Annotated in this window: 17 protein-coding genes; 11 read left to right on the top strand and 6 right to left on the bottom strand. The window is 44.9% G+C overall.

Going from position 1 to position 13,173, the window contains the following annotated elements; all coding sequences use genetic code 11:
* Window positions 1-11: 11 nt before the first annotated feature.
* Window positions 12-527 carry a hypothetical protein gene (locus FTT86_RS07195; RefSeq protein WP_005107935.1) on the bottom strand — a complete coding sequence of 172 codons (516 nt, stop codon included), beginning with the start codon at window positions 525-527 and terminating at the stop codon, window positions 12-14.
* Window positions 528-945: 418 nt separating this feature from the next.
* On the opposite strand from FTT86_RS07195, the gene FTT86_RS16285 reads away from it, so the two are divergent.
* The 7 genes from FTT86_RS16285 (at window position 946) to msrA (ending at window position 5,407) form a co-directional block, all read left to right on the top strand.
* The gene (locus FTT86_RS16285) at window positions 946-1,071 is read left to right on the top strand and encodes a hypothetical protein (protein WP_257221172.1); all 126 of its coding nucleotides are present in this window, start codon (window positions 946-948) and stop codon (window positions 1,069-1,071) included.
* A gap of 3 nt (window positions 1,072-1,074) precedes the next feature.
* Window positions 1,075-1,398, top strand: coding sequence for a lipocalin family protein (locus FTT86_RS07200; protein WP_218947196.1), 324 nt, complete (start codon window positions 1,075-1,077; stop codon window positions 1,396-1,398).
* A gap of 182 nt (window positions 1,399-1,580) precedes the next feature.
* Complete coding sequence (gene thyA / locus FTT86_RS07205) at window positions 1,581-2,423, top strand: thymidylate synthase (RefSeq protein ID WP_180180903.1); 843 nt, start codon at window positions 1,581-1,583, stop codon at window positions 2,421-2,423.
* Window positions 2,424-2,622: 199 nt separating this feature from the next.
* A complete protein-coding gene (locus FTT86_RS07210; protein WP_004278430.1) occupies window positions 2,623-3,135 on the top strand; it encodes a dihydrofolate reductase in 513 nt (170 codons plus the stop codon).
* Between the two features lie 23 nt (window positions 3,136-3,158).
* On the top strand, window positions 3,159-4,208 hold the full coding sequence (locus tag FTT86_RS07215; RefSeq protein WP_180180904.1) for a DUF4105 domain-containing protein: 1,050 nt from the start codon (window positions 3,159-3,161) through the stop codon (window positions 4,206-4,208).
* Window positions 4,209-4,310: 102 nt separating this feature from the next.
* On the top strand, window positions 4,311-4,772 hold the full coding sequence (locus FTT86_RS07220) for an META domain-containing protein (RefSeq protein WP_180180905.1): 462 nt from the start codon (window positions 4,311-4,313) through the stop codon (window positions 4,770-4,772).
* Between the two features lie 110 nt (window positions 4,773-4,882).
* Window positions 4,883-5,407: a peptide-methionine (S)-S-oxide reductase MsrA gene (gene msrA / locus FTT86_RS07225; protein ID WP_180180906.1), complete on the top strand. Its 525-nt coding sequence runs from the start codon at window positions 4,883-4,885 to the stop codon at window positions 5,405-5,407.
* Between the two features lie 64 nt (window positions 5,408-5,471).
* Here msrA and FTT86_RS07230 read toward each other — a convergent pair whose 3' ends face one another.
* The 5 genes from FTT86_RS07230 to FTT86_RS07250 all read right to left on the bottom strand — a co-directional run bounded on the left by FTT86_RS07230 (window position 5,472) and on the right by FTT86_RS07250 (window position 9,131).
* Window positions 5,472-5,876, bottom strand: coding sequence for a biopolymer transporter ExbD (locus FTT86_RS07230; protein WP_004278434.1), 405 nt, complete (start codon window positions 5,874-5,876; stop codon window positions 5,472-5,474).
* Window positions 5,876-6,499, bottom strand: coding sequence for a MotA/TolQ/ExbB proton channel family protein (locus FTT86_RS07235; protein ID WP_005250649.1), 624 nt, complete (start codon window positions 6,497-6,499; stop codon window positions 5,876-5,878). Before FTT86_RS07235 ends, FTT86_RS07230 begins: the two co-directional genes overlap by 1 nt.
* 25 nt (window positions 6,500-6,524) lie before the next feature.
* On the bottom strand, window positions 6,525-7,292 hold the full coding sequence (locus FTT86_RS07240; RefSeq protein WP_180180907.1) for a TonB-dependent receptor: 768 nt from the start codon (window positions 7,290-7,292) through the stop codon (window positions 6,525-6,527).
* Window positions 7,293-7,484: 192 nt separating this feature from the next.
* Window positions 7,485-8,351: a formyltetrahydrofolate deformylase gene (purU, locus tag FTT86_RS07245; RefSeq protein WP_004278437.1), complete on the bottom strand. Its 867-nt coding sequence runs from the start codon at window positions 8,349-8,351 to the stop codon at window positions 7,485-7,487.
* Between the two features lie 48 nt (window positions 8,352-8,399).
* Entirely contained in the window at window positions 8,400-9,131 is a 732-nt protein-coding gene (locus tag FTT86_RS07250; protein WP_180082934.1) for a TetR/AcrR family transcriptional regulator, read from the bottom strand.
* A gap of 115 nt (window positions 9,132-9,246) precedes the next feature.
* Between FTT86_RS07250 and FTT86_RS07255 the strand changes: the two genes are divergently transcribed.
* From FTT86_RS07255 to FTT86_RS07270, 4 genes are all read left to right on the top strand, one after another.
* Complete coding sequence (locus FTT86_RS07255; protein ID WP_180087233.1) at window positions 9,247-10,695, top strand: coniferyl aldehyde dehydrogenase; 1,449 nt, start codon at window positions 9,247-9,249, stop codon at window positions 10,693-10,695.
* Between the two features lie 165 nt (window positions 10,696-10,860).
* Window positions 10,861-11,097, top strand: coding sequence for a 50S ribosomal protein L28 (gene rpmB, locus FTT86_RS07260; RefSeq protein ID WP_000048256.1), 237 nt, complete (start codon window positions 10,861-10,863; stop codon window positions 11,095-11,097).
* Between the two features lie 12 nt (window positions 11,098-11,109).
* Window positions 11,110-11,265 (top strand): 50S ribosomal protein L33, encoded by a 156-nt coding sequence (gene rpmG / locus FTT86_RS07265; RefSeq protein WP_001205031.1) that lies wholly within the window; start codon window positions 11,110-11,112, stop codon window positions 11,263-11,265.
* A 135-nt stretch (window positions 11,266-11,400) separates the two neighbouring features.
* Entirely contained in the window at window positions 11,401-13,116 is a 1,716-nt protein-coding gene (locus FTT86_RS07270) for a cation:proton antiporter (RefSeq protein WP_180180908.1), read from the top strand.
* Window positions 13,117-13,173: the final 57 nt, after the last annotated feature.

The raw sequence follows: 13,173 nt of genomic DNA on the forward strand, positions 1-13,173 counted from the left end.
GCAGTGTTTTCTTAGAAGTAAGTTTCCAGACGATAGTAACTATAAGTCACGTTTTTATTGCGATAAACCGCATGATCTCGCTGTTTAAAATCCGATACCCAGGCACTACCTGAATAAGCCGCGATATGTCCATATTTATGTCCCTGAGTACGGTCAATAATATAGATATCGCCTTTTTTCGGCCGATCAAAAGAAGCATTAATTTTCTTATAACCCAGCTGCATCAGGGTACTTCCCCAATCTGCTGCTGCGACCGGATGATTCACAATTTTCGCACCAGAAGATTGCAGACCGACACGAATACTGCGCGCACATTTCTGTGTACTGGTATTTCGGGTAATGCCTTGCAGATAACTGGTAAATTTCTCGATATTGATACGATGGCCATTGCTTACGCCTGAAGCGTTACGGACAGTGGCTTTTTGGGATGACTTTTTAGGTCTTTGCTCCGATTGGGAACGCACCATGATATTCGCTTGGACAGGAGCATATACTTCGCTCATGTTTACTTGATGATCATAGATCATGCCTTACCAACCGCTCCTCGCCTGTAATTTAGGCTTTCATATTGTTAACAAGCCGAGAATACTAGTCGTTTAAATGTTATCTTTCACATTAAAAATGTAAATAAATTTGTCTATTTTTCCGGCATTCAAATTAAGCCGTTCTTTCTCATACAGTTACAAAACCCATCATCTTTGCAAAAAAAATGTAAAGCAAAGCCAATTCCAATGCCTTGCAAAGCTTTTTCAGCCTGAAATACGCAAAATGAGTCCTTATCTTTTTCTACTCAAACGTGTGGATTTAATCTGTAGCTCGGCCATTTTCAGATAACATTTCACCACATGATTACATCATTTTGAGCTTTACCGCCTGTATTACACTGATGCGGCATTTTTAAACCTTGAACTAAACTTTAACTATTGAACTAAACAGAGAAGAAAAATGAGTCAGACTTTAAGTACCGTTTCAAATTTTAATTTAGAACAATATTTAAGTACCTGGTATGACTTTGCACACTTGCCGATGAAGCGCCAACCTGAAGACAGCACCGATATTTCTGCGGTATAGAGCTTGAATGAAAATGGCAAGGTGGATGAAGCCATTGCTGAAGCGACCATTGTCGATGCAGAACATGCCAAGCTCGAAGTCAGCTTTTTACCTGAAGGCCTGCGTTGGATTCCCTTTACCAAGGGCGATTACTGGGTATTAAAAATTGATCCAGATTATCAGACCGCGCTTGTAGGCGAACCGAATAAAGAATATTTATGGCTATTGCATCGCAATACCAGTCTGGACGCAGCGACTCAACGTGAATATTTAAGTTATGCAGAATCCTTGGGATATGATCTGTCTGATCTGATTCATACAGTTCATACTGGCCATAAAACCGTTTAAGCTGCAATCAAAAGACCTCCATCAGGAGGTCTTTTTTATTCTCAATTTGGGCGATGAAAGCTCATCAAAAAATGCTATGATGTGCGCAATTTAAATTGTCCCTTTCGACAGAAAATTGATTATAAAATAATCCGTTCTGCTGTTAAAACGGCAATTTTCAACAGATTCAAATAGAGAGAACTATGCGCCAATATCTTGACCTTTTACAACATATCCTCGACAACGGCGGCGATAAAGGCGACCGTACCGGTACAGGTACACGTTCGGTATTTGGTCATCAGATGCGCTTTGATCTTTCCCAAGGTTTTCCTTTACTCACCACTAAAAAAGTTCATTTCCGTTCTATCGTGATTGAACTGTTGTGGTTCCTGAAAGGCGATACCAATGTTCAGTATTTAAAAGACAATAAAGTCTCGATTTGGGATGAATGGGCGACCGCAGAACAAACTGCGCGTTTTGGCCGTCCTGAAGGCGAATTAGGCCCAGTATATGGTCACCAATGGCGTAATTTTGGTGCCAGCAAAAATGCAGACAATAGCTATAACCAAGATGGTTTTGACCAGATCAAATGGTTGATCAATGAAATTAAAACCAATCCAAATTCGCGCCGTCTGATTGTATCGGGCTGGAACCCAAATGAAGCGGGGCAGGTCGCATTACCACCTTGTCATACCCTGTTCCAGTTCTTTGTACACAATGGCAAATTGTCTTGCCAGTTGTACCAGCGCAGTGCTGATGTATTTTTGGGTGTACCATTTAACATTGCCAGCTATGCTTTGTTGACGCATATGATCGCGCAAGTCTGTGATCTGGATGTTGGTGACTTTGTCTGGACTGGCGGCGATACCCATTTGTACAGCAACCATTTTGAACAGGCACAGTTGCAGCTTAGCCGTGAGCCACTCGGCCTTTGTCAATTAAAACTAAATCCTGAGATCAAAGACCTGTTCGATTTTAAATTTGAAGATATCGAAATTGTCGGTTATGAATCTCATCCAGGCATTAAAGCCCCTGTCGCTGTTTAATGTTCTTTATTATAAAGTTCCCTCTCTTCCTAGGAGAGGGCTAGGAAGAGGTTTTTTACCACACGTAAATCGCCAACTCCTTTCAAAATTATTCCTAGCCCTAAAGCATGAAGGCAATCAATATAGATTTTTAACCTTTCTTTCGTACCAGTAAAAAATTACACGAAGGACTTTGGGCTTGATAAGAAGGATTCAATACATGTCATTTCAAGATTTAGAAGTTGTACACGTCGTTGCCATGGATCAGCAGCGTTGTATCGGCAAGGGCAATGACCTACCTTGGCATATCTCTGCCGACCTGAAACACTTCAAGGAAATCACCCAAGGCGGTGTGGTGGTGATGGGTCGCAAGACACTAGAATCGATGGGACGTACCTTGCCTAAACGCGTGAACTGGGTCATTACCCGTGATCCAGACTGGGCATTTGCAGGCACCAAAGTCGCTTATAGCATTGAAGATGCGCTGAGTCAGGCCGTTGCAGATGTAAAGGCTTCAGAAAAACCTGAAACCATTTTCATCATTGGTGGTGGTGAAATCTTTAAACAGACTATGGATATTGCAGACCGTCTGGAACTGACCCATGTCGAACTGGATGTACAGGGCGATGCCTATTATCCAGCGATTCCAGCAGAATTTAAAAAAGTCGCTGCCGAGCAACATATCGACGACAAAACCGGCATTGCTTTTGAGTTCGCAACCTACAGAAAATAAAGCCTATTTCTCATGAAAAAGTGATGATGCAGGGACGCGAATACATCTCCAGACATTGGAGTCTGTGGCTACTGGGCAGCCTGTTTACTTTATTCGTCCTTCTGTCGAGCCTGTGGTTCAGCCTGATGCTCTGGGTTCATCAACCCCTCGGAAAAATCGGCAGCTTGATGCTGATTGGACTCTGGCTGACCTTTGCGCTGGTCGTTCTCGGGATTTATTTCACCCGGCATCTGATCTCCCGCCAAGTGGATAGCGTTCTTTATCTTCTGGCCTTTTTATTCTGTCTGCTAGGATATTTCAGTCTGGAAGCGCGTCAGGATCGAGAGTGGAATCCTGAGGTTTCCCAGCTTCTGCATTATGAACAACAAGGCGATCAGGTCACCCTGCATAATATTCGTAATTTCGACTGGCAGGCCGATGGTCGCTATATCGAACGCTGGGAAAGCCGGAGTTTTGACCTAAATCAGATGACCGGGGTAAATATCATTACCTCTTACTGGATGGGACCGAAAATTGCTCACACTCTGGTCAGCTTTGATTTTGCCAATCAAAAGCCACTCACCTTCTCGATTGAAATCCGCAAGGAAAAGAATGAAGAGTTTTCAGCAATTGGTGGCTTTTTCCGAAAATATGAACTGAGTCTGGTTGCATCAGACGAAAAGGATATTGTTTATACCCGCAGCAATGTCCGTGGTGAACAGGTCTATTTTTTCCCGGTCAAAATGCCGAAAGCTCAGGCTAAAGCGCTATTCAAGGAATATCTGCGTCAGGCCGATGAACTGGCACAAAAGCCAAAATGGTACAATACCCTGACCAGTAATTGCACCACACTAGTCTTTGATATGGTTCAGGCGATATCGCAACAACAGCTACCCTCAGATTACCGGTTGCTGGCCTCCGGCTATTTACCGAATTATCTCTATGATCTTAAAGTACTGGAACAGTCTTGGGATATGCACACTTGGTATCAACGGGCACATGTCAATCCACGGGTAGAACGCACCGCTAATCTCTCCAGTCAGGACTATTCAAGACTCATGCGACAAGGTCTACCAAAACCCGACATGCAATAACTGTGTAGCAAATCCACTTCAATAAAGATACAAAATCAACTGGAACCTTGATCATTTTTTTGTTTATATACAAACAGCTAGTCAATGATCAGAGTATCTCTCATGCTAAAAAAATTAACTGCAATCGCGATTTTAGGCTCGGTTTTAACGGTCATGGGCTGCGAAACTGTACCCAATACAGCCACGACACAAACCGCGAATCATTTACAACTTTTGCAAAATCGTATCTGGATTGCAACCCAGATTGGCAATACTGAAATCAAGACGGTGCCAACCGCACGCAATGTTCCGAGTCTGCAATTTGATGCCAGTACCCAGCGCGTTTCAGGTTCAGATAGCTGTAACCGGATTATGGGCAGCTACACAGCAGCGAAAGACACGCTGACCCTGAACCAAATGGCCACTACCCGTATGGCCTGTATGAATAACGATCAGCTTGATCAGAAATTTAATGAAGCTTTAGCCAAAGTGACTCATTATCAAGTGTTTGGTAAAACCTTAAAATTACTGGATCGCCATGGAAATCTCTTGATCCAGCTGGAAAGTGCTGTTCAGCCGCGTTAATACTTCCCTACAAAAAGCCTGTATGGACAGGCTTTTTTATCTTTCATACTGATGAGCTGGAATTTAACCATCAGCCCGATTGAGTTATTTAATTGAATGAGGAATCAACCATGCAACAGGCACTTTTCGGTGGGGGATGCTTTTGGTGTACTGAAGCCGTATTTTTACAGATCCAGGGGGTTCAGCAGGTCATCAGTGGCTATGCAGGTGGGCACACAACTCAGCCAAACTATGATGATGTCTGTGGTGGCAATACCGGCCATGCCGAAGTCATTCTGATCGATTTCGATGAAAACCAGATTAACTATACTCAGTTGCTCGATGTATTTTTTGCGACCCATGATCCAACTACATTAAACCGTCAGGGCAATGATGTCGGCACCCAGTATCGTTCTGTAATTTACTATCTGAATGATGAGCAGCAGCAACAGGCGCAGCAGGCGATCAATGCCCTGAAAGCAGATGGCATCAATGTGGTGACTGAACTGAGCCCTACCCCAACTTTCTATCCGGCGGAAGACTATCATCAAAACTTCTTTGCCAAGAACCCGACCCAGGGCTATTGTAATTTTGCCATTCCGCCAAAATTGAATAAATTACGCAGCAAATTTACCACCTTATTAAAAACCCATTAAGTTTCATGAAAAATGGGCATAAAAAAAGCGACTGCAATCAGTCGCTTTTTTTATTACCTAAATCTTAGTTATCAGTTGCAAAAGCAATATCGCTGAGTCCGGCTCCACTCGCACGCGACATGACTTGCGCCACAGAGTCATAACGTGATTCTTTATCCGCTTTCAGCACAATGGTCGGCTGACGTTCAGCTTGGCCCGCTTCATTAAAACGGGTTTCAAGCTGTTCTAGCGTCAATACATCGCCATTCCAGGCAATGTCACCTTCGGCATTGATGCTGATCGTGACATTTTCAGGCGGCAGATCGATAATCTCCGCAGTCGTTTGTGGCAAGGTTAATGGAATTGATGGGTTCGCAACGGTCGCTGTCACCAGAAAGATGATCATCAATACCAACATAATGTCGATGAGGGGAATGAGGTTCATCTCATTCATGCCTACATCGTTGTCTTCACCCAGTTGAAAAGCCATTAAGCTTGACCTCCCACGAAACTCTGTTGTGTTACTTTTTCATCAGACTTTTTTGCAGCAGATTCCTGTTGCAGCATGGTATCAATCAACAGACCGTGTGCCTGATCCTGTAATTCATGAGCCAAGCCACGATTAGCACGTACACAGATGTTATAAGCCAGTACCGCAGGAATTGCGACTGCCAGACCTAAGCCCGTCATAATCAAGGCTTCACCGACTGGAGTTGCTACTTGTGCCAGACCAGCCTGACCACTTTTACCAACAGCAACCAGCGCATGGAAGATGCCCCATACCGTACCGAACAAACCGACAAATGGAGAGATCGATGCGATGGTACCCAAAACTGATACACCTTTTTCGGCATTGGCTTTTTCTGCTGAAATCTGGCGTAACAGCGCCTGTTCTGCCACTGCCTTACGCTGTTCAAAGCCCAAAGGAGCCAGTTTGGTTTTCAGTTGTTCCAATGCCTTAGATAACTGAGCATAGGCAATCTGTTTCAGTTGGCGAGTGCCCATCAAACGCAGCACAAATATGGTCCATGTCGCAATCGACATTGCCAATAACACGAAATACAGTGTTTTACTGACTGCATCAGCGTGTTGCCAATAAACTGAAAAGTTCATATTCGAACTCCTAATGGGTGAGCCGTTATTTAACCTGAAAATCGAAAGGCTGTTCCACACGGGTTGGATAAGCCACACCATTTTCAACATATTTGGTGAGTTGTGCACGACGTACCGCGGCTTCTACTTTGCGCGTTACCGCCGGGCTACAACTTGAATTTCGTGCAGTCGCAGAAACTACTTTACCCTGCTCATTCGCTGAAACATCTACTACCAGTGAACAGGCTGATTTTAATTCACCTGCAGAGAGTGAGACTTTTGGTGAACGCTGCCAGGACACGCCCCCACCAATCGATACACTTTTCGGGGATGGCGGCGCAGCAGGTGCTGGCGGTGCCACAGGCGCAGGTGGCGCGACCGGAGCAGGTGCCGGTTTAACTTTAGTTTCAGTGACCACTGTCGGCACGACCGGACTTGGGGTTGGTTTTGCTTCAACTGGTGGTGCTTTGACTACTTTTGGCGCTTCAGCCTTTTTCACCTGCTCGATTTTTTCTACTTTTTTCGGTGGTGGTGGCAGCGGTTTATCGACAATTTTGACTTCTTTAGGCTTAGGCGGCTCTTTTTGTGGCTCGGCCTTCGGCTTTGGCGGTAAAGGTTTTGGCGCTTCCTGAAGCTTTACAAAGCGCACTTTTAAGGGTTGCTTATCAATGGGTGTCAGCTCAGGCGCCTTCATCTGGCTGATCGCATATAACACACCCACATGCCCAATCAGTACAGCCGCCACGATAGAGATGACTTTCTTTTTCATCTGATTTGGCGGTGTAGGCATTTGGGGCGCAGCAACTTGACTCATTAAATCTATTACCTTGAAGAGATGATGTGGAACAAACTATCAAGCTCATCGGTTAGCACAATTAAAGTATGCCAATAATAAATGAGAAGTGTTTTCATTTGCAACCGCTAATCCTTCCTTTGACTGACTTTTTTTGCATCAAAACAAAAAAGGCACACTAAAAGTATGCCTTTTTAAAACTCAATGCAAGTCTTATTGGAACACGACAGTCTTGTTACCATCGACAATAATACGGTCTTCCAAATGCCATTTTACCGCACGGGCCAATACATTACGTTCCACATCCTGACCGAGTTCACGTAACTGCTCAACGGTAAAGTCATGGTTCACGCGCTCCACATCCTGCTCGATGATCGGACCTTGATCCAGATCAGCAGTCACATAGTGTGCAGTTGCACCAATCAGCTTCACGCCTTTTTCATAGGCCTGTTTGTACGGATTGGCACCTACGAAAGCTGGCAGGAAAGAATGGTGAATGTTGATCACTTTCATTTCCCACTTGCTGACAAATTCTTCATCCAGAATCTGCATATAACGCGCCAGCACCAACAGGTCATTGCCCTGCATCAACTGGTCGATTTCTGCATAAGCTTCTGGTTTGTTGTCTTTGGTCACCGGCACGACTTCGAATGGAATGCCAAAATTTTCAACTGCTTCACGTAAAGTCTCGTGATTCGACACCACTTTGGTAATTTCACAAGGCAAACCACCACGCGCATGACGCCATAACAGCTCAAGCAAGGCATGATCGACTTTAGACACCAAAATACCGACTTTTTTCACGTCACTGACCAGAGCCAGACGCCATTGCATGCCATAGCGTTCCGCCACATTCGCTGCAAAAGTCTGGGTAATACTTTCTTTGCGACTTTGAAGATTATCTAATTCAAATTCAACGCGCATGAAGTAACGTCCGCCCTGCGCTGCTGTCGCATATTGGTCAAGCGCAGTAATGTTGGCACCTTGATGATACAAGAAGCTCGAAACAGCCTGCACGATGCCCGGCTTGTCTTCACAAGTAATCAATAAACGTGCGGTGTTAGCAGTCGTCATATTCATGTTGGTTTAAGTCACTAATCAGTTAAATTAAAAAATAAGCCGAGTATTCTAGCGCGTTTCTTGGATATTCTGAATAGTTTGTTCAGATTCAGAATCTTTAGACGACGACAGGCTGGCAAAAAGTTCCGAAGAACCCAAACTATTCAATAAACCTTCATAGGTTTGACGACTTTCACCACGTAAATACGCCCCTTCCAGGAATACCATCTGGCGCAGTGCCTGCCAGACCCATTTTTCTTCCAGGGTATTGGAATCGGTCAGATGACCTGACATATACAGGAAATTGGTCCAGTTGGTCAGTACAATCCACAGGTTAATGATCAGGGCTTCAATTTCTGAATCGGTCATGTCCATCAGGCCTGCATTGACAAAGCCCTTATAGATTTTCTGGCCCTGCTGCATGACCTGCCCGGCAAAGCGTGGATACATCTTGCGAAAATCTTCGTTATTTTCTACCAGATGATAGACATCACGATGCAGGAAACGATAAGCCCATAACTGGCTGCTCAGCACCTGAAAATAATGCACCTTGTCATTGGCATCCAGCGCGCGGTCATCCGGCAGCGCCAGCATTTCTAGCGTCTGATGCTGGTACTGTTCCATCAATTCTTTAATAATTTCATTTTTATTGCGGAAATGATAATACAAGTTACCCGGGCTCATGCCGAGTTCAGCCGCAATATGATTGGTGGTTACCGATCGTTCGCCACGCTCGTTAAACAGCTGCAAACTGAGCTGCAAGATACGCTCTTTAGTTTTTAAGGTTTTGGTTTGGGACATCCTAAAATAACCATTCAGTTCATGCATTAGCAGGCTAACACACAAAGTCACTTGACTAATTAGAGTATTTGCTCTAAAAATTAATTAATCGATTTTTGAATAATGGTAGTGCGGCATGAACAGTCATACAAAAACAACATCAATGACACCACATTTTTTTGATAGCCAATATCTGAATGAAGTCTTGGCGCAACAAAAACACGCTTACTTACACTACCCTCTGCCGACTGCAAAGGAACGTATCGATCGTTTAGCTCGACTTAAGCGTATCTTAGTTAAGTATCAAGATCAATTTGCTGATGCAATTAATCAGGACTATGGTAACCGTTCAATCGGGGAAACCAAGATTGGTGAACTGCTCACCTGTCTGGAACATATCAAATATTACAGCAAAAACCTGACCCGGTGGATGAAACCTTCCAAGCGTCATGTGGGCATTATTCATCAGCCGGCTAAAGCCTGGGTACAATATCAGCCTTTAGGCGTGGTTGGGATTATCGCACCATGGAACTATCCGCTGTTGTTGTCGATTGGCCCCCTGATTTGCGCACTGGCGGCCGGCAACCATGCCATGATCAAAATTTCCAGTGCATCCGCTGCCTTTGGTGAAGTTTTAGAAAAAGCTTTGGCTGAAGCCTTTCCTAAAGAATTGGTCGCTGTGGTGAATGGTGGCGGTGTGATTTCAGATGCTTTCTGTCGTTTGCCTTTCGATAAACTGATTTTCACCGGCTCAACTGCAGTCGGTAAAACCGTCATGGCAGCCGCTGCCGAAAATCTGGTGGCGGTGATTCTGGAACTGGGCGGTAAATCGCCAGTACTGGTGCATCCATCGATTGATCTGCGCGATGTCGCACAGCGGATTGCGGTGGGCAAACTCTGGAATGCCGGTCAGACCTGTGTAGCGCCAGACTATATGTTCCTGCCTCGCGGGAAAACTGCCGAGTTCATTGATCACTTTAAAGCCTGTGTCGAAAGCATGTATCCGGATATCACCCATAATCAGGATTACACTTCGATTATCAATGATAAACAGTATAACCGTCTGCAAGGTTATCTGGATGATGCACGCGAACAGGGTGCGCAAGTCATTGAAATTAATCCGCGCAGTGAAAACTCGGCTGATCTGCGTAAGATTGCACCGACCATCGTGACCAATGTTACCCCGATGATGCAGATCATGCAGCATGAAATCTTTGGTCCGCTGCTCCCGATCATGGAATATGATCAAATTGACGATGTCATCGACTTTATTAATAGCCGTCCGCGTCCACTTGCTTTATACTACTTCGACTTTGATCAGGCGCGTGCCGATTATGTCGCACAGCGTACCCATTCAGGGCATTTCGGGCAAAATACGGTACTGACCCATGTTGCGCAGGACGATCTACCATTTGGGGGTGTCGGTGCATCAGGTATGGGTAAATACCATGGCCCAGAAGGCTTCTTCAGTTTGTCGCATGAACGCTCAGTAATGTCGAATCCAAAGCTGTATAGCTTGAAATACATTCTGCCACCGTTCAATAAACCGATTCACAAGCTGATTTCGAAGACACTTCTCCGCTAAATGATCAAGGCATGAGCTATCGATATAGTTCGTGCCGCGTTTTGACGAAAATCGCTTGTCTTTTAAGCGCATTTTTGATATAAAACGCCCCTTGAATGATTTCAATCCGTTTATTTTTGACTGGCCATACAGATTTGCTGTTGGCTAAATCAATGGAGTTACACCATGTCTAAGGTTTGCCAAGTTACCGGCAAGCGTCCAGTCGTTGGTAACAACGTCTCACACGCCAACAACAAAACTAAGCGCCGGTTCGAGCCGAACCTGCACCACCACCGTTTCTGGTTAGAAAGCGAAAAACGTTTTGTACGTCTTCGTTTAACCACTAAAGGTATGCGTATTATCGACAAATTGGGCATTGAAAAGGTTGTTGCTGACCTACGTGCTCAAGGTCAAAAGATCTAAGGAGTCTGAACCATGCGTGATAAAATTCGCTTAGTTTCTTCAGCTGGTACAGGTTATTTCTATACCACGACTAAGAACAAACGTACTATGCCGGAAAAAATGGAAATCAAAAAATTTGATCCAAAAATCCGTCAACACGTAATCTTCAAAGAAGCTAAAATCAAATAATTTTAGTTTCTTTAAAAAAACGACCTTTGCGGGTCGTTTTTTTTTGCACTTTTTTTATCCGACTTGATAAACTTTCTGCATGTTTTGGCACTTTTTGTGCTTATTTCCCAGCAAACCTAGCTAAAGGAGTATTTAGTGCCACATGACGTAGAGCTCATTATATTACTGGCTGTTGGTTTTGGCTTAGCTTTGGTCTTTGGCTATCTCGCTGCACGGTTACGTCTTCCCCCTTTGATCGGTTACTTAATTGCCGGCATTCTGATTAGTCCCCATACACCCGGTGTGGTCGGTGATATTCATCTGGCCAACCAACTGGCAGAACTTGGCGTCATGTTCCTGATGTTTGGCGTCGGAATGCATTTTTCCCTGAACGATCTGATGCAGGTACGCCGGATTGCCCTGCCTGGTGCGATTTTACAGATTGCAGTTGCCACCTTGCTCGGGGTTGGAGTTTCGATGCTGTGGGGCTGGAGCTTTGGCTCAGCACTGGTCTTCGGCCTAAGCCTGTCTTGTGCCAGTACCGTGGTTCTACTCAAAGCCCTTGGTGATCGTGGCTTACTGGATTCAATCAATGGCCGAATTGCTGTTGGCTGGTTGCTGGTCGAAGATCTGGTCATGGTCTTGGCGCTGGTACTGTTACCTGCCACTGCGGTGCTTTTAGGTGGGCAAGCGCTGGAAGGTGCAAGCGATGAGAATATCTGGCTCACCTTAGGCATTACCCTGCTCAAAGTCGCAGGTTTTATTGCCTTCATGCTGATTATTGGTAAACGCTTGATTCCGATGATCATACAGGTGGTGGCACGTCTCGGTTCACGTGAGCTGTTTACCTTAACTGTGGTGGCAGCTGCTGTTTCGATTGCCTTTGGTGCCTATAAAGTCTTTGGTGTATCCATGGCACTGGGTGCTTTCTTTGCCGGAATGGTCGTTAAGGAATCTGATTTCAGTCATCGTGCTGAAGAAGAAACCTTGCCACTGCGTGAAATTTTCTCGATTTTATTCTTTGTCTCCGTCGGCATGCTGTTTGATCCGCGCATCCTGCTGGAACAGCCTTTACATGTACTGGCAGTGGTCGGGATTATCATGATTGGTAAAACTATTGCAGCCATGGCACTGGTACTGTTCTTTCGCTATCCGATCAATACCGCCTTGACCGTCGGCGCTTCTCTGGCACAGATTGGTGAATTCTCCTTTATTTTGGCTGCGCTCGGTGTTTCGCTTAACCTGCTTTCGCTGGAAGGTCAAAACCTGATTTTGGCAGGTGCCTTGATTTCGATTACGCTTAACTCCTTTATCTTTTCCGCGATTGAACCGGTACAGAAATGGATTCGGGAACGCTCGACTCTGGCCCGCTTACTGGAACGCAGTGGTGACCCTCTGGCGATGTTACCCGATGAAGTCTCACAGGATTACCTGCGCGATCAAGTGGTCATTATTGGCCATGGTGAGGTCGGTCGTCGCATTACCCGCTCATTGATGGAAGAAAACATCAAGGTGGTGATTGCCGAAGAAAACCGTGACATCGTCGAAAATCTGCGTGAAAAAGGCATTGCTGCAGTGTCTGGTGTAGCCACTGAAGCTGGAGTGCTGATTCAGGCACATATTCAGCATGCACGCTTACTGGTCATCTCCCCTATGGATATCATCGATATTCATAAAATTGTCGACATTGCCAAGACCTTGAATCCACAAATTCAGGTACTGGTCTGTGCAGAAAGCAAGGAAGAAGCGGAAGCCATTCGTCGAGATAATGTCGGTGCGGTTTATTATGCCAAAGAAGAAATGGCGAAAAATATGAGCAATCATATTTTGAACCAGATTGAGATCGCGCATCAGCATACGCCTTCTCATTAAAGTTTTTCTTTGAATAAACACTGAATAAAAAAAAGTTGCCGGATCTGGCAACTTTTT

The organism is Acinetobacter sp. YH01021, assembly GCF_013420255.1.
Lineage (GTDB): Bacteria > Pseudomonadota > Gammaproteobacteria > Pseudomonadales > Moraxellaceae > Acinetobacter.